Raw genomic sequence first — 22148 nt, 5'->3', positions numbered from 1 at the left:
CGTTTCTTATCGGCTGGAGAGTACCCCCTCCCCCTTCCCCTATTACCCGCGTGTAAGTTATTTATAGTCAGGTGCTTGCGGGCTGTGCATGTCTAAGTGGTGATTTGGGTAGTGCGGGCGTGCCAGATGTCTAGCAGGGTGGAGGCGATGGTGAAGATGACGGGGCCGAGGATGATTCCGAGGGGACCGAAGACTGCGATGCCTCCGAGGATGGTGATGAGGATGATGGCAGTGTGGGAGCGCAGGTGGCTGCCGATGAGGGTGGGATAGAGGATGTTGTCGATGGTGCTGACGATGAGTCCACCCCAGATGGCGAGCAGGGCGGCCTTGCCCCAGTGGCCGTTGAGGCCGAGGTAGATGGCGATGGGTCCCCAGACGAGGAAGGCTCCGAAGGCCGGAATCATGGCGAAGGCGGTGAGGGTGATGGACCAGAGGATGACGCCGGGAACGCCGAGAGTCCAAAAGGCGAGGCCGGCGAGGACTCCCTGTACGAGTGCGATGGCTAGGCGGCCAAGGAAGGTGGCGTAGATGGTGTCGTCGATGCGCTCGAGCAGTTCGCTGGACTCGTCATCGCGGAGGGGGATGAGGGAGCGCAGGGCGGTGAGGGCAAGCTGGCGGTCGCGAAAGAGGAAGAAGAGGAGGAAGAGCATGACGACCATCTCGGTGATGAGGTGGACGGAGTTGCCGAGGATCATGGCCGCCTTGCTGCCGACGTAGGCTGCGGTGGTGCGGGCGGCGTTGTTGACGTCGATGGAGGCGGAGAAGGCTTCGATGCGATTGGCGAGTGCGGGGTGATTGCCGATGTAGTCGGTGACAAGGTTCTGGGTGTTGGGATTGCGGAGGGAGACGATGGCGCGGAGGGCTTGTTCGCCTAGCTCCTGTGCGAGGAAGAATGCTGGGACGATGACGGCGAGGATGACGAGGAGGAGAGCGACGGTGGCGCAGGTGGTGCGGTGGGGGATGCGGGTGGAGAGCCAGTTGTAGGGAATCTCGGTAACGACCGCGAGCACGATGGCTCCGACGATGGCAGAGAAGAAGGGCTGGAGGATGAAGGCGCAGAGGATGAGGACCGCGAGGGTGAGAAGGTAGAGGGTGATCTGTCTCCAAGGCGGGGATTCTCTGCCTTCTTGCATGAGGTAAACGCTCCAGTGGTTGGATTAGATGCGAATGTAACTGGTATGGGCTGAGATTAGAATACGTGGTCTGTTGACGAATTTAGGAATGTTCGGGGAGGTTGGCGGATGGCGCATCTTGAACCCTGGCTTGCAGTGGGCGTGTTGCTGTCGACGGCGGCAACCGACGCTGTCTACGTGATGTTCAACGCGGCGGTTTCGTCGCAGCGACGATTGCCGGCGGCTACATGGAGCAGCGTGTGGTATTTGTTGTCGGCGTTTGCGGTGATCAGTTATACGAAGAACTGGGTTTATGTCTGCTTTGCGGCGGTGGGGTCGTGGATCGGGGCTTATGTGTCGATGACGGTGTTGCGGCAGGCGAAGGGGCCTCGGGGGCCGGAGGCGGTTTAGGGTTGAAGGTGGGGCGATGCGATTGAGGACGGTCGTCCTTCTCCACCCCCACGAGCAGAAGCGCTCGTCGGGGACCCCGGTTCGGACGATGCCCACATCTCAAAATCGAGATATGGGGCACCCGATTGGTCGGGATTGTCAGCGTTTTTTGAGGGCTTCGAGTTCGTCGAGGGTTCGGGGCCAGTCTTTGCCGAGGAGGCGCGAGAGGCTGCGGTCGGCGAGGACTTTGCCGTCGGTCTGGCATTGGGCGCAGTAGTTGGTCTCGTTGTCGGCGTAGCGGATGCGCTGGATGGGCTGGCCGCAGGTGGGGCAGGGTTGGCCGAAGCGCCCGTGAACGGCCATGTCTTTGCGGAAGGCGGTGACTTTTTCGGGGAATGCCTCGGCCCCTTCGGCGTTGAGGCGAGCTATCCAGAGTTGCATGGTGCTGCGGGTGGCGTTGTAGAGGCGCTGCCACTGGTCTGGAGTGAGCTTTGCGGTTTGCAGGATAGGAGACAACTGAGCGGCGTGGAGGATCTCGTCGGAGTAGGCGTTGCCGATGCCGGAGAGGATGCGGGGATCGGTGAGGGCTCGCTTGAGAGTACGGTTTTCGGTCGTGAGGGCAGTGCGGAAGTCTTCGAGGTTGGGGCTGAAGGTGTCGCGTTGGAAGAGCTCGAGGCCGCCGGGGTCGATCTCTTGCGCGGCGGCCTGGTTGGCGAAGAGGTGGAGGGAGGCTCGGCGTTTGGAGCCGGCTTCAGTGAGGACTAGGGAGCCGTTGGGGAAGTCGAAGGCGGCGAGGTTGTTGCGGCCGCCGAGTTTTGCGCCAAGGGGACGCCAGTGGAGACGGCCGGCGATCATGAGGTGAAGGACTAACCAGATGCCGTTGTCGAACTCGAAGACGATGCGTTTGCCGATGCGGTGGAGTGCTCGGATTGTGTGACTTTCGACTTCTTCGATGCGAGGTTGGACGGTACGGAGAAGGAAGGGGCTTGCAATGCGGAGTTGGGTGAGTGGCTGGCCGAGGATGCGGGACTCAAGCGCGTTGAGATAGGCGGTGATGTCGGGTAGCTCTGGCATGGCAACCGGTTCGGATGAATGGTTAGATGGTTTTTTCGATGACGGAGTCGGGTTGCTGGGCGTACTCGGCCCAGGAGCCGTCGTAGAGGCTTACGTGTTTTGCGCCGGCTAGTTCGAGGCCGAGGGAGATGACGGCGGCAGTGACTCCGGAGCCGCAGGTGGTGGTGATGGGTTGGTGGAGGTCTACTTTTTTTCCGGCAAAGTATTCGCGGAGTTTGTCGGCGGGTTTTAGGCGGCCGTCTTCTACGAGGTCGGTGAAGGGGACGCTGATGGCTCCGGGCATGTGGCCGGAGGAGAGGTTGGGGCGCGGCTCGGGTGCGGTGCCGTTGAAGCGGGCGGCGGAGCGGGCGTCGAGGATTTGTTTTTGGCTGTTGAGTTCGGCTTTGAGTTGGGCGAGGTCCTTTACGGCTTCGTGTTTGAGCTTAGCGTGGAAGCTGGCGGGGGCGTGGTGGACGGGGCCGGTTTCGGTGGGGAGGTTGGCTTCGGTCCAGGCGAGGAGGCCGCCGTCGAGGATATGGACATCCTTCGCGCCCATCGTGCGGAGCATCCACCAGGCTCGGGGGGCGGAGAAGACGCCTTGCTGCTCGTAGATGACGATGGTCGCGTTGTCGGCGACGCCAAGGGTGGACATGCTGCGGGCGAAGGCGTCGGCGGTGGGCAGCATGTGGGGGAGTGAGGTGGTGTGGTCAGAGAGGTCTTCGATGTCGAAGAAGATGGCGCCGGGGATGTGGTTGGCAAGATAGCGGGCGTGGGTGTCGATGGGTGGGGTGACGCCTACGGGAGGGAGGGTGGCGTCGAGGATGATGGTGCCGGGGTCTTCGAGGTGGGCGGCCAGCCATGCGGCGGTGACGAGGGGGTTCATGGAGATTAGATTACTGCGTACGCGGGGTGGAGTGAGTGCGGTGGTCCTTCTCCACCCCCACGAGCAGAAGCGCTCGTCGGGGACCCCGGTTCGGACGATGCCCAAACATCAGAATCGATGTATGGGGCACCCGGCACCCGGCGCCGAAAGGATTGCCGCAGTCTACGCCTAGCGGGAAAGTGATCTGGGTATAAGATTCTCGATCAAAGGAGAAAACTTATGATACGTCGACTCTTTCTGTCACGGTTTGCTCAGTTGGCGGCTTTGCCTCTTGCTTTGGGTGGTGGTTCTCTTGTGGGGCAAACTCAGCATAAGACACTGAAGATCATGATGAAGAGCGCGTGGGGCTCTGACGATCCGACCAAGGCGGCGTTCCCCTTTCTGCATGGGCTGGCGCTCGCGGAAGCTGGACACGAGGTGCAGTTTTTCCTGCTGGGAGAGGCAGTTGGATTGATGCGAAAGACGCTTGCGAATGCGGTTACGCCAGTCGGATGGCCGCCTGTGGGTGAGACGCTGGATAAGCTCGCCGCGAAGCATATTACGATCTACGCCTGTGGGACGTGCTCCCGTGCGAGAGGAGTGACTGAGGCGGATTTGAATAACTATGGGGCGAAGTTTGGTAACCCGACGATCTTTGTGTCGCTGGTGGAGTGGGCGGATCGGGTGATCACGGAGTAGGGAGTCGGGGTTGGAGTGCGGTCCTTCGGACGATGCCCATACATCAGAATCGATGTATGGGGCACCCGGTCAATCTATGACTGTCTCAAAGGAGAGTTGAATCCAAACATTTCATTAAGGAGTACTAGAAGCCGAAGTCCGCTCCAAACTGTCTTTACAAATTCATCTGGATCAACTTTGGTTTTGCTTGAGATAACTTGTAACGGGTGAACGGCGTTTCGGAAGCCTCTAAGTTGATGCATTAGCTCATGATTTCTTTTGGCATCCCAAGTATTCTCTTTAACTTGTCTCGTCATGCGATCGCGATTTTCTCCTCTCAAAAAAGGAAAAACATCTTCGAGAATTAGGAGATCTATCTTTTGTTGGAGGCCTGATGTGCGAAATAGCTTTAGGTTGTCAGTAATTTCGATTAGTTCTGAGAAGTAAAGTATAGGGATATCTACACTGATTCTTTCTGCTTTTCGTGACTGATCCTTCTCTGCTTTTTCCCAAACTTTCGATTTTCGTGCATTACTCGAGTGTTCGAGTACGAGCGCTAACAAAAGGGACTCTAAAATGGACCCAAGAAGGATATTGGTACTTAGTGGACAAGCATATTTCCGAACTTTATTGAGTTCGTCCATGTAGCTTAGAGTTACTCTGAACAATTTCTTACGATCTTCAAGATAATCACCCTCAAAACCACGCATGTTTCTAATTCCTGCGTACAAAGCGTTCAGCTCTGCTTCAAAAGCGCCCTCGGCAGTTTTCGATCGGTCCATTTTTTTGCTGCGCATCTATCCCTCGATTTGCAACCTCACGAATAACATTCATAGTTCCATGGCGAATTGGTGGGTGGGGTCGTAGAGGGTGGGTTTGGGTTCGGTGGAGAGGTCGAGGATGAGGCGCTCTAGGACTAAGAGTTTGTTGGCGGGGGAGCTGCGGAGTTCGAGGTCGGCGCGGGCTACGAGGCGGATGGCGCGGGTGAGTTCGCGGCGTGATTTGTAGCGGCGGGCTTGTTTGATGAGGTCTTCGGCGGCGAAGGGGGGCATGCGGAAGCCCTGCCAGAGGACCTGCCAGATGGCGCGAGGGTCGCGCACGTTTTTCTCCGAGATGATGAGCATCTGGCGGAAGGTGCGGGCGAGCATGTAGAGATGGCCGATGGCGGCGTCTTCGCCACCGTCGGAGGCGTTGAGGAGGCCGTGGAGGAGCAGGAGGGCGCGGGGGCGGTCCTTGGCGGAGATGGCGTCGGTGAGCTCGTAGAGGGAGCGCTGCTTGGCGGCGAGGACCATGGTTTCGACGTCGCCGAGGGTGACGCGGTTCTTTCCTTCGACGTAGAGGAGGAGCTTTTCGAACTCGCTGGCGATGAGCATCATGTCGGCGCCGAGGGAGTCGACGAGCTCGCGGGCGGCGTCGGGGTCGAACTTTATGTTGCGGGATTCGGCGGTGGTGGTGACCCATTTGATGGCGTCGTTTTCGTCGACGCGGGCTAGCTCTACCGTGCTGCACCAGTCGCCTAAGGTCTCGCGGATTTTCTCGTAGCGATCCTTGTCCTGATAGTCCATCTTGCGGAGGTCGGTGGGGATGCGGAGGTGGTCGGCGACGAAGAGGAGGAGGGCTGAAGGGTTGGGCGAGCGGAAGTAGGCGTCGATTGCCGCAAACTCTTCTTTTTTGCTGCCGCGGCCGTAGAGGTTTTTGAGGTTGCGGACGAAGAGGACCTGGAAGGGCGCCATGAGGGAGGGGGTCTGGGCGCGGTCGAGTACCTCGAAGATGCTGGTGTCGGCGAGGTCGAGGTCGTGGAGGCAGAAGTCGCGGGTGTCTTCGGGGGCCAGGGTGGCGAGGACGGCTTTGCGGCAGCGGTCGTAGAGGAAGACCTCGTCGCCGAGGAGGACGTAGGCGGGACGGAGGGTAGCTTGGGAGGCGATCTCTGTGACAAAGCGATCGACGCTGGCGAAGGATTTGAGAGAGGCCATTAGAAGGACTCCAGCATATCGCTTACGACGGCCTGGGCGAAGTCTTTTGCGACGCGGTTGACGGCGTGGTTATCTTCCTGGATGAAGCCGGAGAGGTCCTGGGTGGATTGGTACTGCTCGCGGTAGACGAAGGCGTCGTTGCGGTAGAGGGTGTGGCCGTCGTGGGCGGTGAGGAGGACTTTGGCGGTGATGGTGATGAGGTAGCTGGAGGATTGTCCGGTGGCTCCGTCGTAGGTGAGGGGGGAGATGGTCTGGGTGAGGATGGTGCCGTGGAGGGTGGCGTCGGCGGAGTCTGAATCGGAGGTGAGGATGCGGTATTTGGTGCGGGTGTTGAGCTCGCGGATGGTGGCTTGGGTGAAGGCCATCTCGGTGTGGAAGGCCTGGGCGTTGGTGACGAAGACGGGGACGGCGAGAGTGCGGACGCTGGCGGGGAGGTGGGTCGCGGAGCCGGCCTGGTGGTAGCCGCAGCCGGTGAGCGTGAGGAGAAGGATCGGGGTGAGGAGGCGCATGCGTCTGTTTCTATTGTCGCATTGGTCCGGTGGCGGGTTTTTTTTGCGGAAAAAGTTGAATGGTGGAAAAGGGTGGTTTTATTGAGGGTTTTTGAAAAAGAGGTGTTTGGACGTGGTGTTTTGGTGGTGGGAACGTGGTGGGATGTGTGGTGGACGTGGTGTTTTGGATGGTGAATTTTCGACGCTGAAAATGTGACACAATTTTGAACTTTATTTTCAGGGGATGTGCTGGAGGTGGGTGTCTTTGAAGAAGGTGGGGTATTTGAGGCCGAAGCCGAGGAGGCGGTCCATTGCGATGTGCGCGATCCAGATAAGGGCGATGGCTGGGGCCGCTTGCCAATGCAGGAGATAGCCTGCGAAGAGAAGGGCGAGGGGAAGCCAGAGGGTGTGGACGAGGTTGTAGGTTGCTGCGCCGAGTCTGACGTTGACTGCGTAGCCGAGCATGAAGAGGTCGGGAGCAAGGAAGAGGATGGCGAAGAGAAGCCAGCTGTAGTGGAGGCGTTGGTAGGCGAATAGGGCGGCGGCGAGAAGGAAGGCTTCTTCGATGCGGAGGAGTATGGATGGCCGGGTGAGCATGTGATGTTTATACGTGGTTCCTGGGGGATGATTAGGGGTTCGGCGTGACAAAAAGCAAACGCAGATCCCCTTCGGGGATGACAACTAGAAAAGCAAAGACTGAAACTTGTTGGTTGAAAAGATCCGCAAGGTTGTAGTTGGTAGGCTTCTTCGGGATCCTTCACTGCGTTCAGGATGACGGCAAGAACTTGCAACGGCGAAGGACAACGACAACGGCAAGAACAAGGACAACGGCACGGCGTGCTGCGCGCACGGCGCGATCTGCCATCGAGGCTGACGCGCCTTCGGCGCCTTTCTTGCCGGGGAAAAAGGAAATGGCAGCCTTTGCGGCTGCCATTGGCTTGTTATGCTTTGCTGACTTGCTGACTTGCTGATTTGCTGACTTGCTGCTTAGGCGGGGCTGGGTTGGCTTTCGCCGAAGCCGGGCTTGCGGCCGCCCTCGGGCTTGAGGATCTTCTGGGTTTCTCCGCCGGGGCCTGGGTCTACGCCGGAGAGCGCGGATTTGGCGGCGGGGAGTTCCTTGCCTTCGATGATCAGCTTGATCTCGGCGGCGTCCAGGGTCTCGCGCTCCAACAGGGCGGCTGCCATGCGGTGCATGATGTCCTGGTTGGACTCGAGGATGGTGTAAGCAGACTTGTAGCCGGTGTCTACGAAGGAACGGACTTCCGCGTCGATCTGCTTGGCGGTGTCGTCGGAGAAGTCGCGGGACTGGCCGATCTCGCGACCGAGGAAGACCTCCTGCTCCTTCTTGCCGAAGGTCATGGGACCCAGCTTCGACATACCGAACTCGCAGACCATCTTGCGGGCGAGGTCGGTGGCGCGCTCGATGTCGTTGCCGGCACCGGTGGTCATCTGCTTGAGGAAGATCTCTTCGGCGCAGCGTCCGCCCATGAGGGTGGCCATGCGGGTTTCGAGATAGTCCTTGGTCACGGTGTGCTGGTCTTCCTCTGGGAGGTAGACGGTGACGCCGAGGGCCATGCCGCGGGGGATGATGGTGACCTTGTGGAGGGGGTCAGAGTGCTCGCGGAGGGCGGAGACGAGGGTGTGACCTGCCTCGTGATAGGCGGTGACCTTCTTCTCTTCGTCGGTCAGGAGCATTGATTTGCGCTCGGCGCCCATCATGACCTTGTCCTTGGCGACTTCGAAGTCATACATGTGGACAGCCTTACGGTTGAAGCGGGCGGCGGTGAGGGCTGCCTCGTTGACCATGTTAGCGAGGTCGGCGCCGGAGAAGCCCGGGGTTCCACGAGCGAGGATGTTGAGGTTCACATCCTCGGCCATGGGGACCTTCTTAGAGTGGACCTTGAGGACTTCCTCGCGGCCACGGATGTCGGGACGATCGACGATGACGCGACGATCGAAGCGGCCGGGGCGGAGGAGAGCGGGATCGAGAACGTCGGGGCGGTTGGTCGCGGCGACGAGGATGACACCGTCGTTGGACTCGAAGCCGTCCATCTCGACGAGGAGTTGGTTGAGGGTCTGCTCACGCTCATCGTGTCCGCCTCCGAGGCCTGCGCCACGGTGACGGCCTACTGCGTCGATCTCGTCGATGAAGATGATGCAGGGTGCGTTCTTCTTGCCCTGCTCGAAGAGGTCGCGGACGCGGGATGCGCCGACGCCTACGAACATCTCAACGAAGTCCGAACCGGAGATGGAGAAGAAGGGGACGTTGGCTTCGCCGGCTACTGCGCGGGCCAAAAGGGTCTTGCCGGTTCCCGGAGGTCCGACGAGCAAGACGCCCTTGGGGATGCGGCCACCGAGGCGCTGGAACTTCTGCGCTTCGCGAAGGAACTCGATGATCTCCTTGAGCTCTTCCTTGGCTTCATCGACACCGGCCACATCCTTGAAGGTGATCTTCTTCTGCTGCATGGAAAGCAGACGGGCGCGCGACTTGCCGAAGCTCATGGCCTTGTTGCCGCCGGACTGCATCTGGCGGAGGAGGAAGAACCAGAGGCCGAGGAGGAGGGCGAAGGGCGCGATCGAGATCAACAGGCTGAGCCACTGGTTGGGGCTCTGGTCCTTGATGGTGATGTTGACGCCGTGATCGCGGAGCGTCTTGTACATGTCGGGGTAGTTGCCCGGGATGGTGGTGTGGAACTGATTCTTATCGTCACGGTAGTGGCCGGTGACTTCAGCGCCGTTGACCACGACGTCCTGGATCTTGCCCTGGTCGGCGTCGTTGAGCAACTGGGTCAGGCTGATGTTCTTCTCTTGGGTGCCGCCAGTTGTTTTGACGACAACCTGCCAGAGGAAGACTAAGCAGGTGATCATGAAGACCCAGATCAGAATTTGTTTGACGGTCGAGTTCAATCGAATTTCCTCATTTTTCTAGTCTGCAGCGGCCTCGAAATCGATTGGCGCTTGTCAGACCCAGTCCTCGCAAGCGAAGACGTACAACGGTTAGACGACGACGGTGAGGGAAGGTTCTGTGCTGTGGGATGACCCTGATGTTCAGCAAAAAGCCCTGCCTCGGTCAAGTAGTTAGATTCTACTCTTGGTCTGGGGATTCGTGGGTTTGGAGCAGGAAATAAAAGATGTGACTTTAGGGTGATGGAAGGTGGGGTGGTTTGGGGGTGTTCTTGCCTGATTGTGGACATGCTGATTGTGATGAGTTGCGCTACAGGGGGCTGCAACTGTTTGGAAGATTTGGGGATAGGACTCCTTTCTATCCCGTGTCGCTCTCTAAAAACTAATAACGATATGAAACCGGCAACGACGAAATGCGGGGATCCTTCACTGCGTTCAGGATGACGATGTAAAACGAGCAATGGGGAAGAGGTAAAGCAGGCAACGACAAAGGCGAAATGCGGGGGTCTCCACTCCGCCGTGCGACAAGGCCGCACGGCTTCGGTCGAGATGACGCCTTGTTAGCGTTGAAGATGATGCATTGATAGCGTTTCTGACAGGTTCTTATGCCGGTAGAGGCAACGGGATGTGACTGCTACTGCTGGCGGTAGAGGCGGAGTTCGCGGGGGGAGCGGTCGGCGCGGAGGCCGCTGGGCAGGTGGAGGGCGGAGCCGGTGCGGGCGGCTACGGTGGGGTCATAACGAAAGCCGCAGAGGGCGAGGAGGCGGGCGGTCTCGTCGAAGGTGAGGCGTGCTCCCAGCTGGCGGGCAGCGGCGCGGAGGACTCGGCGGCGGAGGGCGGGGTCGAGGGTGCGGAGGCGGTCAAGCTCTATGGAGACGGCAGATTGGGATTGGCCGGGAGTGGTGCTGACGGCGCGGCCTCCGCCACGGACGGGTTTGCCGGGGAGGAGGAGCTGGGGGAGGAGACGGTTGAGTTCTGTTTGCCAGCGGGTCTCTTCTTCGCGGGCCAGCTCGGCCATGTTGGCGAGGGTCTGGTCCAGATTTGGGTTGTAGGTGCGGAGTTGGGGGAGGAGTTCGTGGCGGATTTTGTTGCGGGTGTAGGCGGTGTCGGCGTTGGTGGAGTCGGTGCGCCAGGGTTGGTTGACGGATCTCAGGAAGGACTCGATTTCGGCGCGGCGGGTTTGGAGGAAGGGGCGGAGGATCTTTCCTTTTGCGAGGGTGATTACGGGATGGATGGCGCTTAGGCCCTCGGTCCAGGCTCCGCGGAGGATCTTCATCAGGACGGTTTCGGATTGGTCGTCGAGGGTGTGGGCGGTGAGGACTGCGTCGGCGTGGCCTGAGGCTAAGAGGTTGGTGAAGATCTCGTAGCGGAGGTTGCGGGCGGCCTTTTCGATGGTCTCGTGGGTTTGAGCGACACGGTTGGGGACGCTGGCTTGATGGAGATGGAGCGGGATGTCGTGGGCGATGCAGAGGTCTTCGACGAAGCGTTGGTCGGCGTCGGCTTCAGCGCCGCGGAGGCCGTGGTGGATGTGGACGGCGGAGAGGCCGATGCCGAGGGGCTCGCGTTGGGCGTGGAGGGTGAGGAGAAGGGCTACGGAGTCTGCTCCGCCGGAGAGGGCTACGCAGAGGCGGTCGCCGGGTTGGACTTGGGTGCGGTCGAAGGGGAGGGTGGGTTCGTGGGGCATGAACTGTAGAAGTCGGAGATCGAACTCTTAATAAGAGTAGCTGAGCGAGAGCCGGATCTTATCGGGAGAGTTTTTTTGATCTTCTGGAGTGGAGTTTGAGTGGCGGAAGGGGGGATAGAGGCAGGGTCGAGGTGAGTGAGGCATTGAGTAGCTCGATCTGGGGGAGCGGGGTGACGTCCACCACCGGCCCACTAAACGATGCTACGCTGAGTGCGACCTGCATCGTAGTCGGGGCCGCAGGAGTGAGATGAACTAGCTGATAGTATGACTCAAAACCTTGCGAGGATACCTTTAGCATGTAATCGCCGGGTACACCTTCGACGGTAAACTGGCCATCTGTGTCGGCTACCGTTTGGAGCCTGGGGATGCCTGGCATCTCCAGCCTGATATCAGCTTTAGGGATGGATGCGCCGGTTACGTCCTTTACGGTTCCGACGATAGACGCGGTCTGGGCGTGTGCTTGTCCAGTGTTTGCGGCAGCAAGGACTAATACCGCGAACCAACTACTCAGCATGGTGGCGCGTTGGATGAGGGATCGCATCGTTGGCCCAACTGGACGACCTGATGATAGCTCAATGTGAACCGATTCTTTCTATACTGAAAAGATGTTTGAGACAAGATTGGCTATGGTTAAGGATGCTGAGTTGATTGCGCGGCAGCGGCGGCAGATGTTTGTCGATGCAGGGCAGGCGGAGGACGCGGCGCTGCAGGCGATGATGGAGAACTTTGTGGCGTGGGTGCGGCCTCGTTTGAACGATGGCAGCTACGTTGGGTGGATAGTGGAGGATGCGGGCCGCGTGGTGGCGGGGGCGGGGATGTGGATGATGGAGTTTCCTCCGCACTGGATGGATGCGCAGCCGATGCGGGCGTATCTGCTGAACTTTTATGTGGAGCCGGAGGCGCGAGGGAAGGGGCTGGCTTATCGACTGCTGAAGACTTCGGTGGAGGCGGCGCGAGGGCGTGGGGTGAAGGTGGTTTCGCTGCACGCTTCGAAGTTCGGCAGGCCGATCTATGAGCGGAATGGATTTGAGGAGTCGACCGAAATGATGCTGCGGCTGGAGTAAGGCGCATCTTGTATACTTCGCAGGTTATGCGAGTTTTTGTGATTCTTCCAGCAGCAGGTATTGGGACGCGGATGGCCGCGGGGGGTGCGTCTGGCTCAGGGCCGGCGCCGAAGCAGTTTCTTGCGATCAGTGGAGTGCCGGTGCTGGTGCGGTCGGTGCGGGCGTTTCTTGCGGTGCCGCGGGTGGATGCGGTTTGCGTGGCGGTGCGGGCGCATGAGCGGGAGCGGGTAGAGGCGCAGATGGTGGAGTTCAAGCTTGGGCCGCGCGTGCATATGGTCGAGGGCGGGGATAATCGACAGGAGTCGGTGGGGAATGCGCTGGCGGCGCTGGAGTGCGATGCGGAGGATGTGGTGCTGGTGCATGATGCGGTGAGACCGCTGATCGATCCGGCGACGATTGAGCGGACGATTGATGCGGTGGTAAAGCATGGGGCGGCGATTGTGGGGCTGCCGGCGGTGGATACGATCAAGCAGGTGGAGCGGACGGCGGATGGGGCGATTGTGACGGCAACAATTCCTAGGGAGCGGATTGTGCAGGCGCAGACGCCGCAGGGCGCTCGGTTTGGGCTGCTGAGGGCGGCATTTGTGGAGGCGGAGGCGGATGGGTTTTCGGGAACCGATGAGGCTAGTCTGCTGGAGCGGGCCGGGGTGGAGGTGGCTGTGGTGCAGGGGTCGGCGAGGAACTTCAAGATTACGCAGCCGGGGGATATTGAGCTTGCGGAGTTTTATCTGGGGCAGGGGAAGGCTTGACGGATCGGTGGGGCGCTCGTGGGTGCTCCGCGATTTTGGGAAGCATGGGAAGATAGCTTATGGGTATGAGGATTGGTTACGGATTCGACTCGCATGCGTTTACGGCGGGTGTGCCGTTGGTGATTGGCGGACTTGCGATTGAACATCCCGAGGGGCTGGCTGGGCACTCGGATGGCGATGTGCTGCTGCATGCGATTACGGATGCGCTGCTGGGTGCGGTGAGCGCGGGGGATATCGGTACGTTCTTTCCGCCGAGCGATCCGCGGTGGAAGGGCGCGGCTTCAAGTGTGTTTCTGCAGACGGCGCTAGAAGAGGTGGCTACGGCTGGATACAAGATCGTGAACATCGATACGGTCCTGGTGATGGCGAAGCCGAAGATTGTGCCGATTGCGGGGGAGTTGCGGGAGAGCGTTGCGGCGCTGCTGGGCGTGCAGCCGGGTGAGGTGGGGATCAAGGCGAAGACGCCGGAGGGTTTGAATCAGGATAATGTCGCTGTGGCCCATGTGACGGTGCTGCTGGAGAGTCTGGGGATTCCAGAGCCGGTGGGGGTTATGGCTGCTTCGGCTGAGAATGAGATTGATGTGGTGGTGAAGACACTGGTAGGGGAGTCGCGGAGTGTTTCGGCGTTGGGGCGGAAGGTGACTCCTTTTGATACGGATGATCTGACTTGAGAAGATGTCCTGCCGGACGAGCGCCCTGCGCGGGCGGCGGTCACTTCGTGACTTGTGTACCCGCTTCGCGCGGCGCTCCAGTTGGTCGCGAAGGGTAATAGTTCCGACCAACGGGAGGACCTATGCTGCTGATCCTGCCTTGTCCGGTATACACGTCACGAAGTGACCGCGCCGCGCGTAGCGGGCCCGTCCGGCAGGACTATGCTTTGACGATGGCTATGGCGAATCCGTCGTAGCCTTTGCTGCCTACGGTCTGGAGCGCGGTGGCGTCGAGGCGGGGATTGTCTCCAAAGCGCTCGAGAAAGGTGCGGGTGCCTGAGACTGCGGGGTCGGTACTTTTGGGATCGAGGATGGCGCCGTCGCGGATGACGTTGTCTCCGACGATGACCGTGCCGGGACGCGAGAGTTTGAGCGCCCATTCCAGGTAGGAGGGGTTGTTGGGTTTGTCCGCGTCGAGAAAGATGAGATCGAAGGGTGCGGCTTTTTGAGCGTGCAGGTTGGTTAGGGATTCGAGTGCGCTGCCGACTTTGAGGTCGACTAGCGAGGACAACCCTGCTCGCTTGATGTTCGCCGCAGCAACCTTTGCGTGGGTGGGATTGAGTTCGAGTGTGACCAGTGTGCCGTCTGGTGGGAGAGCGCGGGCCAGCCAAATGGTGCTGTATCCGCCGAGGGTTCCTACTTCCAGAATGCGCTTCGCTCTATGGATGCGGGCGAGGAGATGAAGGAATTTGCCCTGGTTTGGCGCTACGTCGATGGCAGGTAGACCGGCGTCTGCGTTGGCGCGGACGGCTTCGTCGAGTGCTTGATCGGGATGAACGAGGGTGTGGGTGAGGTAGTGGTCGACTGAGGTCCAAAGATCCTGATTCATATAGTGATGAGGATATCGGTGCGCGGCACGAGGGGCAAGTTGTGTGCGGAGGTCGGTTGCATTCTCGGGAATGTTAGCGTGTTGGTAGATAGTTCATCGTGCGAGGAGTCCGAGATGCGAATTGGTTCCAGCGTTGGTTTGATTTTTGTGGCGGCTTTGGTTTGGGGTGTAGTGGCGCAGGGGCAGACCGTGGCTGATGTTAGTTTGCAGCCTCATGCCGCGGGTAGTGTGGCTTGCGCTCCGAGCGGCGATGCAACCTGGATGACGCCGGCGGAGAAGAGTTGTTATCAGACGACTCCGGATTATGCGGAGACGATGGCTTATCTGAATCGCGTGCAGAGTGCGGCACCGGGACAGGTGAGGATTGAGGCGTTTGGGAAGACGGGTGAGGGCAGGGAGTTGGATGTGGTGGTGGTTTCGCGGGATGGTGTATTTGATCCTTCTGAGTTACATAAAGCGAAACGCCCGATTGTGTTGGTGCAGAACTCGATTCATGCGGGGGAGATGGATGGGAAGGATGCTTGCCTTGCGCTGCTGCGGGATATGGTGATCTCGAAGACGAAGGCTGGTTTGCTGGAGCGGGCGGTGTTTGTGTTCATCCCGATCTATAACGCGGATGGGCATGAGCGGAGGAGTGCTTATAACCGCATCAACCAGGCTGGTCCGGCGGAGATGGGGTGGCGCGGCAATGGGACGAACCTGAATTTGAATCGTGATTATCTGAAGCTGGATACACCGGAGGCTCGGGCGTTCAACTCGATGTTTCATCGCTGGCTGCCGGACTTTTTTGTGGATGACCATGTTACCGACGGCGCGGACTATCAGTATGACGTGACGTTCACGATTGATGATGGCCCGAATGTGCCGAAGGGTACGGCGAAGTGGGTGAATGAGGTCGCGACGCCGACGCTGGAGAAGTATGTGGACTCGCATGGGCATCTGGCTTCGCCTACGTATATCAATCTTGTGAATGACAACGATCCGGCGGAGGGGCTTGGGTTCAATGATGATCCTCCGCGGTTTTCGACGGGGTATGTAATTCTTGAGGGCCGGCCGGGGATGCTGGTTGAGCTGCATATGCTGAAGGACTATAAGACGCGCGTGACGGGGAACTACGAGATTCTGGCTGGGCTGATGGAGTTGATGAACCGCGATGCGGATAAGGTGATTGCGCTGAATGCGGCGGCAGATAAGGAGGCAGAGGCGCTGGGGGCGCATCCGCTGGGGAACGTGATGTACCCGCTGGCGTTGGGATGGAGCGGGGATACGACGCCGTTTTTGTTTCGCGGATACAAGTACACGCGAGAGTTGAGTGAGGTTTCGGGGGCGATGCGTGTGGAGTATACGCATGAGCCGTGGAATGTTTCGCTGCCGTTCCAGACTGGGTTCAAGGTGAAGGCCGAGACGAAGGTGCCGGCTGCGTACATCATTCCGGCGCAGTGGGTGAAGGTGATTGATGTGCTGGCGGCGCACCAGGTGGAGATGGAGCGGACGACGGCGACGTGGACGGGTGATGTGGAGACGTATCAGTGCGCTGGAATGGCGTGGCAGGAGCCTCCGTTTGAGGGGCGGCATCCGACGTTTAATGGTGAGGCGATGCATGATCCGGGGAAGTATGGGAGCTGCGTGCTGGTGCGGGAGAAGAGGACATTTCCGGCGGGGTCGGCGGTGGTGCGGCTGAATCAGCGGCTGTCGAAGGTGGCGCTGGAGTGGCTGGAGCCTGCTGGGCCTGACTCGGCTTTGCAGTGGGGATTCTTCGATTCGATCTTTGAGCAGAAGGAGTATGGCGAGGCGTATGTGCTGGAGTCGCTGGCGCGGGAGATGATGGCGAAGGACCCGAAGCTGAAGACGGAGTTTGAGAAGAAGGTGGCGAGCGATCCGGTGTTTGCGGGGAATTCGTATGCGCGGCTGGAGTTTTTCTATGAGCGGACGCCGTGGTTTGCGGCGAATCGGGTGGGGCAGTATCCGGTGGGGCGGTTGCTGAGTGTGGAGGGAGTTCCGGTGGCGCGATAGTTTGGGGTCGAAGGCAGGCTGACGTTTGCAGGCAAATGTTTGCTGGCCGAGTTTGCGGGCCGATGGGCTATGATGGTGGGCTTCCTGGGAGAGGTGAGCTATGCATGATCTCGTCGTCGATGTTGTGGCTGTTGCGGTGTGCGGAGCGGTGGGCGGTTTTGTGAATGTGTTTATTGGGGACTCTGGACTTCATCTGCCGACGATGGAGCAAGGGGTCTTTCGTCCGGGATACCTTGGGGTGGTGCTGGTGGGGATGGTGGCGGCGGTTGGAGCGTGGCTTGGGACGCAGGGTTCGACGCTGACGAGCGGTTTTGTGCCATCGCCTCCGGTGACGTTGCGGCTGTCGGAGTTGAGCACTGCGATGCTGATAGGTTTTGGCGGAGCGCGATGGTTCAAGTCGGAGGGAGAGACGACGATCTTTCGCAAGGCGGCGGTGATTGCTGCGAGCAAGCCGGCGGACGGGGAGGCTGCAGCTACGATTGCGACGGGGACGCCGTTTCAGGCGCTGACGGCTGCGAACAGGATGCGGTGAGTGCTGGTTCTTCATGGATAGATGAAGAGATCTGTAAGGCGGCGTGAAATATCGTATGTCAGGAATCGCGTGAATCGCGATAGACTGCCACTATTCTGTTTTCACCTTTGAGGTTCGATGATGAGAAAGTTCGCGCTTGTGGTGTGTTTGTTAGCGGTGGTGAGTGGCGGAGTGATGGCGCAGGCTCCGGCGGCGAGTTCGGAAGAGTTCATCAAGACGCACTATGCGAAGTTTGAGTACCGCATTCCGATGAGGGATGGGGTGAAGCTTTTTGTGTCGGTGTATACGCCGCAGGCAGGGGCGTTCAAGGATGCGGGTCCGTATCCGTTTTTGATGACGCGGACGCCTTATAGCTGCGGGCCGTATGGCGAAGACAAGATGCCGACGCGGCTTGGGGTGAGCCAGGAGCTGCTGGAGTCGGGCTACATCTTTGTGTGTGGGGACGCGCGTGGGCGGTATGAGAGCGAGGGCGTGTTTCAGGAGATGAGTCCGCATATCGAGGAGAAGAAGTCCGCGAAGGATGTGGATGAGTCGACGGATATGTACGACACGGTGGAGTTTTTGCTGAAGCACGTGGAAAATAATAACGGCAAGGTGGGGATTACGGGGATCAGCTATCCGGGGTTTTATACGTCGGCGAGCATTATTGATTCGCATCCGGCGATCAAGGCGGCCAGTCCGCAGGCTCCGATGACGAATCTGTTCTTCAACGATGATGGGTATCATGGCGGCGCGTTTATGCTGTCGGCCAACTATGGGTTTTATGTATTCTTCAAACCGCTGAAGAACCCTACGTTGCCGGAGAAGCACGAGCCATTCGACTTTGGTACCCCAGACAGTTACAAATTCTATTTGAAGGCGGGGCCGACAGAGAACCTGGATAAGGCGTTTGCCGGGTCGAACTTTTTGTTTCATGACCAGGTGGTGCATACGACCTATGACGAGTACTGGAAGAAGCGTGATCTGTCGCTGCATATGAAGAATGTTCATGCGGCGGTGATGACGGTTGGCGGGTGGTTTGATGCTGAAGATCTTTCGGGGCCGTTCAAGACGTTCCATGCGATCGATGAGTTCAATCCTGGCGCGGTAAATACGCTGGTGGTTGGCCCGTGGACGCATGGCGGCTGGGCGATGTGGGATGGGGACAAGCTGGGGGATGTGAACTTTGGATCGAAGACCGGGGTGTTCTTTCGGTCGCAGATTCAGTTTCCGTTTTTTGAACACTACTTGAAGGGGCATGACGGCGGAGTGCTGCCAAAGGCTTATGTGTTCGAGACGGGCAGCAATGTGTGGAAGAAGTATGACGCGTGGCCACCGAAGTCTGCGGCTGCGAAGACGCTTTATTTTCGCGAGGGCGGCAAGCTGAGCTTCGATGCGCCTGCGGAGAAGGCCGGTGTGGATGAGTATGTGAGCGATCCGGCTCATCCTGTGCCGTTTGTGAACTACACGACGGACACGGTGCCGCAACGGTATATGGATGACGATCAGCGGTTTGCTTCGCGGCGGCCGGATGTTTTGACGTATGAGACCGAGCCGCTGACGGAGGATGTGACGATTGCGGGGCCGGTGCGGCCGAAGTTGAAGGTGGCTTCTACGGGGACGGATGCGGACTTTGTGGTGAAGCTGATTGATGTCTATCCAAATGATTTTCCGGATCCACCGAACGACGCTGTGGGGAAGCGGGTGCTTGGAGCGGCACCGATTTTGATGGGCGGATATGAGCAGCTGGTTCGGGGCGAGCCCATGCGGGCGAAGTTCCGGGATAGCTGGGAGAAGCCGACGGCGTTGACGCCGGGAAAGATGGTAGAGGTGAATGCGGAGATGCCGGATATCAACCACACGTTCCGCGCGGGGCATCGGATTATGGTGCAGGTGCAGAGCTCGTGGTTCCCGCTGGTGGACCGGAATCCGCAGACATTTGTGGATATTCCGTTTGCCAAGCCGGAGCAGTTTGTGAAGGCAACGGAGAGTGTGTACCGGAGCGCAGGCGCGGCTAGCGGGGTTGAGGTGCTTGTTGTGCCGCAGCACTAATTTTCCGAGACGACAGGGAAGTTGCGGGCGATCGTGAATAGGTTTCGCGATCGCCCGTTGTTTTAGCCGCGGAAGGCTGGTCCGCCGAAGGGAGTGCCTACTGCACCGCCGTCGACGAAGAACTCGACTGCGTTGACGTAGGAGGAGTCATCGGAGGCAAGGAAGAGGACTGCTTTTGCGAGCTCCTCTGCTTCACCGAAGCGGCCTAGTGGAATCGTCGAGGCGATGAACTTTGCTACTCCGTCATTCTCTTCGGTGGTGTGGGTGTTGCGGCTCCAGATGGGTGTTTTGATTGGCCCTGGAGCGACGACGTTGACGCGGATGCCGCGGGGGGCGAGATCGGCGGCCATGGAGCGGGAGAGACCGCGGAGGCCGGCCTTGCTTGCGGCGTATGCGGCGTAGCCTGGCTGGCCGAGCGATCCGATGACAGAGCCGTTGAAGATGACGGAGGAACCGTCTTTGAGGATGGGAAGAGCCTCTTCGACTGTGAAGAAGGCGCCGGTGAGGTTGATGCGGATGATGTTTTCAAAGGTGGCTTCGTCGGTTTTGCCGGTGGTTGTTTGTCCGGCGATGCCGGCGTTAGCGAAGACGATGTCGAGGTGGCCGAAGTCTTTCTTGATCTTGGCGAAGAGATCTTTGCGTGCAGCGGAGTCGGCGACGTCGGCGCGGTAGGCGGTGGCCTTCGGGCCGAGGAGCTTGGCTGCTTCGTCGAGGGTCTTCTGGTCGCGGCCGGTGATGGCGACTTGTGCGCCTTCCTTGATGAAGAGCTGGGCGGTGGCGAGTCCGATGCCGCTGTTGCCGCCGGTGATGAGAGCCTTTTTACCTTCGAGTTTCATGATGGTTTCCTCTTGTCTTGTTAGCTTCTTTGATTGCGGACTGCCTGGGTTGGGTGCAGTCTCTACTTCAGAAATTGGTAAACATGATGATTATCATGCTTAACTCTCTATCAAGCATGACGTGTATCATGTATTAAGTCAAGTGGAGGTTGGGATGAGATATCCGGTAGCAGAGACGGCGGAGAAACATGCGCGGATTCTGGAAGAGGCGTCGCGATTATTTCGCGAAAGGGGATTCTCGGGGGTTAGCGTCAGCGAGATTATGAAGGCGACCGGTTTGACGCATGGGCCTTTTTATAATCACTTCGACTCGAAGGAAGAGCTGATGGTCGAGAGCGTACTGCAAGGGTTCAAGAGCACGCTGGACGGGCTGCATGCGACGGAAGGGACTGCAAGGGGGAGAGCGGAGTATGTGAAGAGGTATCTGAGTGCGGGGCACCGGAATGCTCCTGGTATGGGATGCACGATGGCTAGCCTTTCTTCAGAGATTCGACATGAGCCAAAGGTGAAGGGTGCGTTCACGGATCGGCTGAAGGCTGTGATTGAGGCTGTGACGGCTCACTTTCCATGGCCTTCCAAGAGATCGGCGCGGGGGGATGCGATTCGGATGATGGCTTCGATGGTGGGGGCGATGATTCTGGCGCGGGCGGTGGAGGATGAGAGATTCTCGGATGAGATTCTGAGTGAGGTGCGGAAGGGGTTGGTGTGACGCTTCTGCGGTGGATTGAAGGAAAGGCAACAGCAAGTGCAAAGGCGAAATGCGGGGATCCTTCACTCCGTTCAGGATGACGGCCAAAAACAACGGCAACACAGGCAACAGCAAACGGACACAAAACAGACGGCAGTGGAACAAGGCTTCGATTGCGGTTGTTAGATAGGGTTCTGGCTTATCCGAAGGGGTGTTCGAGGCTGGGGCTTTGCGGGGTGAACATCTTGCCACCGTCTTCGGTGACGTGCCAGTCGTCTTCGAGGCGGACACCGAACTCGCCGGGGAGGTAGATGCCGGGTTCGTCGGAGAAGCACATGCCTGCGGCGAGTGGGGTGGTGTTGCCGCGGACGAGATAGGGCCACTCGTGTCCATCCATGCCGATGCCGTGGCCTAGGCGGTGGGTGAAGTACTTGTAGTCCGGGCCGTAGCCGGCGGCGGTGATGAGGTCGCGCGCGGCGGCGTCGACGGTGTGGCAGGGGGCGCCGGGATGACCCGCGGCAAGGGCTGCTGACTGCGCCTTCAAGACGATGTCGAAGACCTTGCGGGCTTTGTCGAGCTTGGGGATGGTGGGGTCGCCGAGGACGAAGGTGCGGGAGATGTCGGATTGGTAGCCTTCGACGGTGCAGCCATCGTCGATGAGGATGATCTCTGCTTCGCGGATGATTTGCGGTTGGAGGGAGCCGTGGGGTAGCGCGGAGTACTCGCCTACCTGACAGCTGGCGTCGCCGGTGACTCCGCAGCGGGTGTAGGCGAGGTCGACCATCTGGCTGAACTGGCGGTTGGTCATGCCGGGTTGCGCGGATTGGTAGCAGGCTTTGTAGACGGAGAGGGTGATGTTGTTGGCCAGCTGCATGAGGGCTAGTTCGGCGGGGGATTTGATGGCGCGACAGCCGAAGGTGACGGGAGTTGCGCTGGTGGTGGTGAGGGCCGGGCTGGCGTGACTGATGCCGTCGGCGAAGACGAACTGGGTGCGCTCTTCGATGCCGATTCTTCCTGTGGCTACGCCGGAGTCTTTGAGGGCTTTGGCGAGGAGCTGGTAGGGATCTTCGTCTTCGTTCCAGGTGTAGACGCGGGTGATGGAGGCGGAGGGGAGGGTGGCGGGTTTGGCGTCCATGCGTTCGCGCACGCGGCCCTCTTCGAAGACTGGGCAGACGATGAACGGGGCGCCGGTGGCGGGGAGGGTCCAGGCGAAGAGGCGCTCGGACTGGCCCCAGCGGAGGCCGGTGAAGTAGGTGAGGGAGGTGCCGGTTGTGATGACGATGGCGTCGACGCTGTTCTGGTGCATGAGGGCGCGGGCTCGGTCGAGGCGGTGTTCGCGCTCGGCGAGGGTGATGGGGACGGCTTCGGCGCGGCGGTTGGTGAGGGCTGCGATGGAGGGCGGGAGTTTCTCGGTTTGCTCAGACTGGGCGGCTAGTTTGAGCGTGGGGGCGGCTGCGACTGTCGCGGCAGAGGTGATAAGGAAGCGGCGGCGGGTGGGCATGGGTGATTGTAACTAAGGTGTTCGTGCGGTTGGGTGGGTTTGCTTCGAATG

General features: G+C 59.5%; 23 protein-coding genes. 10 read left to right on the top strand and 13 right to left on the bottom strand.

Annotated elements, in window-relative coordinates; genetic code table 11:
- Positions 1–92 precede the first annotated feature (92 nt).
- A complete protein-coding gene (locus tag HDF08_RS13615) occupies positions 93–1133 on the bottom strand; it encodes an AI-2E family transporter (protein ID WP_179639215.1) in 1041 nt (346 codons plus the stop codon).
- Positions 1134–1241: 108 nt separating this feature from the next.
- Between HDF08_RS13615 and HDF08_RS13610 the strand changes: the two genes are divergently transcribed.
- Positions 1242–1523 (top strand): hypothetical protein, encoded by a 282-nt coding sequence (locus HDF08_RS13610; protein WP_179639214.1) that lies wholly within the window; start codon positions 1242–1244, stop codon positions 1521–1523.
- 138 nt (positions 1524–1661) lie between these two features.
- Here the strand turns inward: HDF08_RS13610 and HDF08_RS13605 are convergent, their stop codons facing one another.
- Together HDF08_RS13605 and sseA are read right to left on the bottom strand one after the other, a co-directional pair.
- Complete coding sequence (locus tag HDF08_RS13605; RefSeq protein ID WP_179639213.1) at positions 1662–2576, bottom strand: Fpg/Nei family DNA glycosylase; 915 nt, start codon at positions 2574–2576, stop codon at positions 1662–1664.
- 22 nt (positions 2577–2598) lie between these two features.
- Positions 2599–3438, bottom strand: coding sequence for a 3-mercaptopyruvate sulfurtransferase (sseA, locus tag HDF08_RS13600; protein WP_179639212.1), 840 nt, complete (start codon positions 3436–3438; stop codon positions 2599–2601).
- Between sseA and HDF08_RS13595 the strand changes: the two genes are divergently transcribed.
- Positions 3437–3610, top strand: a complete 174-nt coding sequence (locus HDF08_RS13595; RefSeq protein ID WP_179639211.1) for a hypothetical protein — start codon at positions 3437–3439, stop codon at positions 3608–3610. The genes sseA and HDF08_RS13595 overlap by 2 nt on opposite strands.
- A gap of 47 nt (positions 3611–3657) precedes the next feature.
- The gene (locus tag HDF08_RS13590; RefSeq protein ID WP_179639210.1) at positions 3658–4116 is read left to right on the top strand and encodes a DsrE family protein; all 459 of its coding nucleotides are present in this window, start codon (positions 3658–3660) and stop codon (positions 4114–4116) included.
- A 74-nt stretch (positions 4117–4190) separates the two neighbouring features.
- Here HDF08_RS13590 and HDF08_RS13585 read toward each other — a convergent pair whose 3' ends face one another.
- From HDF08_RS13585 to HDF08_RS13555, 7 genes are all read right to left on the bottom strand, one after another.
- Positions 4191–4892, bottom strand: coding sequence for a hypothetical protein (locus tag HDF08_RS13585; RefSeq protein ID WP_179639209.1), 702 nt, complete (start codon positions 4890–4892; stop codon positions 4191–4193).
- Between the two features lie 33 nt (positions 4893–4925).
- Positions 4926–6068, bottom strand: coding sequence for a DNA polymerase III subunit delta (gene holA, locus HDF08_RS13580; RefSeq protein ID WP_179639208.1), 1143 nt, complete (start codon positions 6066–6068; stop codon positions 4926–4928).
- Complete coding sequence (gene lptE, locus HDF08_RS13575) at positions 6068–6577, bottom strand: LPS assembly lipoprotein LptE (protein WP_179639207.1); 510 nt, start codon at positions 6575–6577, stop codon at positions 6068–6070. Before lptE ends, holA begins: the two co-directional genes overlap by 1 nt.
- 216 nt (positions 6578–6793) lie before the next feature.
- Positions 6794–7153 carry a DUF4260 domain-containing protein gene (locus HDF08_RS13570; RefSeq protein ID WP_179639206.1) on the bottom strand — a complete coding sequence of 120 codons (360 nt, stop codon included), beginning with the start codon at positions 7151–7153 and terminating at the stop codon, positions 6794–6796.
- 390 nt (positions 7154–7543) lie between these two features.
- Positions 7544–9463, bottom strand: a complete 1920-nt coding sequence (gene ftsH / locus HDF08_RS13565; protein WP_179639205.1) for an ATP-dependent zinc metalloprotease FtsH — start codon at positions 9461–9463, stop codon at positions 7544–7546.
- Between the two features lie 631 nt (positions 9464–10094).
- Positions 10095–11144 carry a tRNA lysidine(34) synthetase TilS gene (gene tilS, locus HDF08_RS13560; RefSeq protein WP_179639204.1) on the bottom strand — a complete coding sequence of 350 codons (1050 nt, stop codon included), beginning with the start codon at positions 11142–11144 and terminating at the stop codon, positions 10095–10097.
- Positions 11145–11202: 58 nt separating this feature from the next.
- Positions 11203–11685, bottom strand: coding sequence for a carboxypeptidase-like regulatory domain-containing protein (locus HDF08_RS13555; RefSeq protein WP_179639203.1), 483 nt, complete (start codon positions 11683–11685; stop codon positions 11203–11205).
- 85 nt (positions 11686–11770) lie between these two features.
- Between HDF08_RS13555 and HDF08_RS13550 the strand changes: the two genes are divergently transcribed.
- The 3 genes from HDF08_RS13550 to ispF are packed head-to-tail and all read left to right on the top strand — an operon-like array spanning position 11771 to position 13628.
- Positions 11771–12208, top strand: a complete 438-nt coding sequence (locus HDF08_RS13550) for a GNAT family N-acetyltransferase (RefSeq protein ID WP_257031121.1) — start codon at positions 11771–11773, stop codon at positions 12206–12208.
- Between the two features lie 26 nt (positions 12209–12234).
- Positions 12235–12957, top strand: coding sequence for a 2-C-methyl-D-erythritol 4-phosphate cytidylyltransferase (gene ispD / locus HDF08_RS13545; protein WP_179639201.1), 723 nt, complete (start codon positions 12235–12237; stop codon positions 12955–12957).
- A gap of 59 nt (positions 12958–13016) precedes the next feature.
- Positions 13017–13628 carry a 2-C-methyl-D-erythritol 2,4-cyclodiphosphate synthase gene (gene ispF / locus HDF08_RS13540; protein WP_179639200.1) on the top strand — a complete coding sequence of 204 codons (612 nt, stop codon included), beginning with the start codon at positions 13017–13019 and terminating at the stop codon, positions 13626–13628.
- 199 nt (positions 13629–13827) lie between these two features.
- On the opposite strand, the gene HDF08_RS13535 is transcribed toward ispF, so the two are convergent.
- A complete protein-coding gene (locus tag HDF08_RS13535; protein WP_179639199.1) occupies positions 13828–14496 on the bottom strand; it encodes an O-methyltransferase in 669 nt (222 codons plus the stop codon).
- 114 nt (positions 14497–14610) lie between these two features.
- Here HDF08_RS13535 and HDF08_RS13530 point away from each other — a divergent pair, with 114 nt between their 5' ends.
- From HDF08_RS13530 to HDF08_RS13520, 3 genes are all read left to right on the top strand, one after another.
- Positions 14611–16509, top strand: coding sequence for a M14 family metallopeptidase (locus HDF08_RS13530; RefSeq protein ID WP_179639198.1), 1899 nt, complete (start codon positions 14611–14613; stop codon positions 16507–16509).
- A 100-nt stretch (positions 16510–16609) separates the two neighbouring features.
- A complete protein-coding gene (locus HDF08_RS13525) occupies positions 16610–17041 on the top strand; it encodes a hypothetical protein (protein ID WP_179639197.1) in 432 nt (143 codons plus the stop codon).
- A 117-nt stretch (positions 17042–17158) separates the two neighbouring features.
- A complete protein-coding gene (locus HDF08_RS13520) occupies positions 17159–19072 on the top strand; it encodes a CocE/NonD family hydrolase (protein ID WP_179639196.1) in 1914 nt (637 codons plus the stop codon).
- Between the two features lie 62 nt (positions 19073–19134).
- Here the strand turns inward: HDF08_RS13520 and HDF08_RS13515 are convergent, their stop codons facing one another.
- Positions 19135–19908, bottom strand: a complete 774-nt coding sequence (locus HDF08_RS13515; protein ID WP_179639195.1) for an SDR family oxidoreductase — start codon at positions 19906–19908, stop codon at positions 19135–19137.
- Between the two features lie 154 nt (positions 19909–20062).
- On the opposite strand from HDF08_RS13515, the gene HDF08_RS13510 reads away from it, so the two are divergent.
- Positions 20063–20617, top strand: a complete 555-nt coding sequence (locus tag HDF08_RS13510; protein WP_179639194.1) for a TetR/AcrR family transcriptional regulator — start codon at positions 20063–20065, stop codon at positions 20615–20617.
- A gap of 178 nt (positions 20618–20795) precedes the next feature.
- Here the strand turns inward: HDF08_RS13510 and HDF08_RS13505 are convergent, their stop codons facing one another.
- Positions 20796–22097: a M24 family metallopeptidase gene (locus tag HDF08_RS13505; RefSeq protein ID WP_179639193.1), complete on the bottom strand. Its 1302-nt coding sequence runs from the start codon at positions 22095–22097 to the stop codon at positions 20796–20798.
- Positions 22098–22148: the final 51 nt, after the last annotated feature.

The sequence above is a fragment of the Tunturiibacter empetritectus genome (assembly GCF_013410875.1).
Lineage (GTDB): Bacteria > Acidobacteriota > Terriglobia > Terriglobales > Acidobacteriaceae > Edaphobacter > Edaphobacter empetritectus.
The sequence above is the reverse complement of the archived record's forward strand: the minus strand, read 5'-3'. Positions and strand labels throughout refer to the sequence as shown.

Excerpts from the sequence above, each read along its gene's own strand:
- HDF08_RS13515 (WP_179639195.1), bottom strand. The coding sequence starts at position 19,908 with ATGAAACTCGAAGGTAAAAAGGCTCTCATCACCGGCGGCAACAGCGGC.
- tilS (WP_179639204.1), bottom strand. The coding sequence starts at position 11,144 with ATGCCCCACGAACCCACCCTCCCCTTCGACCGCACCCAAGTCCAACCC.
- HDF08_RS13505 (WP_179639193.1), bottom strand. The coding sequence starts at position 22,097 with ATGCCCACCCGCCGCCGCTTCCTTATCACCTCTGCCGCGACAGTCGCA.
- HDF08_RS13590 (WP_179639210.1), top strand. The coding sequence starts at position 3,658 with ATGATACGTCGACTCTTTCTGTCACGGTTTGCTCAGTTGGCGGCTTTG.
- HDF08_RS13595 (WP_179639211.1), top strand. The coding sequence starts at position 3,437 with ATGGAGATTAGATTACTGCGTACGCGGGGTGGAGTGAGTGCGGTGGTC.
- holA (WP_179639208.1), bottom strand. The coding sequence starts at position 6,068 with ATGGCCTCTCTCAAATCCTTCGCCAGCGTCGATCGCTTTGTCACAGAG.
- HDF08_RS13605 (WP_179639213.1), bottom strand. The coding sequence starts at position 2,576 with ATGCCAGAGCTACCCGACATCACCGCCTATCTCAACGCGCTTGAGTCC.
- HDF08_RS13615 (WP_179639215.1), bottom strand. The coding sequence starts at position 1,133 with ATGCAAGAAGGCAGAGAATCCCCGCCTTGGAGACAGATCACCCTCTAC.
- HDF08_RS13525 (WP_179639197.1), top strand. The coding sequence starts at position 16,610 with ATGCATGATCTCGTCGTCGATGTTGTGGCTGTTGCGGTGTGCGGAGCG.
- lptE (WP_179639207.1), bottom strand. The coding sequence starts at position 6,577 with ATGCGCCTCCTCACCCCGATCCTTCTCCTCACGCTCACCGGCTGCGGC.
- HDF08_RS13610 (WP_179639214.1), top strand. The coding sequence starts at position 1,242 with ATGGCGCATCTTGAACCCTGGCTTGCAGTGGGCGTGTTGCTGTCGACG.
- HDF08_RS13535 (WP_179639199.1), bottom strand. The coding sequence starts at position 14,496 with ATGAATCAGGATCTTTGGACCTCAGTCGACCACTACCTCACCCACACC.
- ispF (WP_179639200.1), top strand. The coding sequence starts at position 13,017 with ATGGGTATGAGGATTGGTTACGGATTCGACTCGCATGCGTTTACGGCG.
- HDF08_RS13550 (WP_257031121.1), top strand. The coding sequence starts at position 11,771 with ATGGTTAAGGATGCTGAGTTGATTGCGCGGCAGCGGCGGCAGATGTTT.
- HDF08_RS13555 (WP_179639203.1), bottom strand. The coding sequence starts at position 11,685 with ATGCGATCCCTCATCCAACGCGCCACCATGCTGAGTAGTTGGTTCGCG.
- ispD (WP_179639201.1), top strand. The coding sequence starts at position 12,235 with ATGCGAGTTTTTGTGATTCTTCCAGCAGCAGGTATTGGGACGCGGATG.
- sseA (WP_179639212.1), bottom strand. The coding sequence starts at position 3,438 with ATGAACCCCCTCGTCACCGCCGCATGGCTGGCCGCCCACCTCGAAGAC.
- HDF08_RS13520 (WP_179639196.1), top strand. The coding sequence starts at position 17,159 with ATGATGAGAAAGTTCGCGCTTGTGGTGTGTTTGTTAGCGGTGGTGAGT.
- HDF08_RS13530 (WP_179639198.1), top strand. The coding sequence starts at position 14,611 with ATGCGAATTGGTTCCAGCGTTGGTTTGATTTTTGTGGCGGCTTTGGTT.
- HDF08_RS13570 (WP_179639206.1), bottom strand. The coding sequence starts at position 7,153 with ATGCTCACCCGGCCATCCATACTCCTCCGCATCGAAGAAGCCTTCCTT.
- HDF08_RS13585 (WP_179639209.1), bottom strand. The coding sequence starts at position 4,892 with ATGCGCAGCAAAAAAATGGACCGATCGAAAACTGCCGAGGGCGCTTTT.
- HDF08_RS13510 (WP_179639194.1), top strand. The coding sequence starts at position 20,063 with ATGAGATATCCGGTAGCAGAGACGGCGGAGAAACATGCGCGGATTCTG.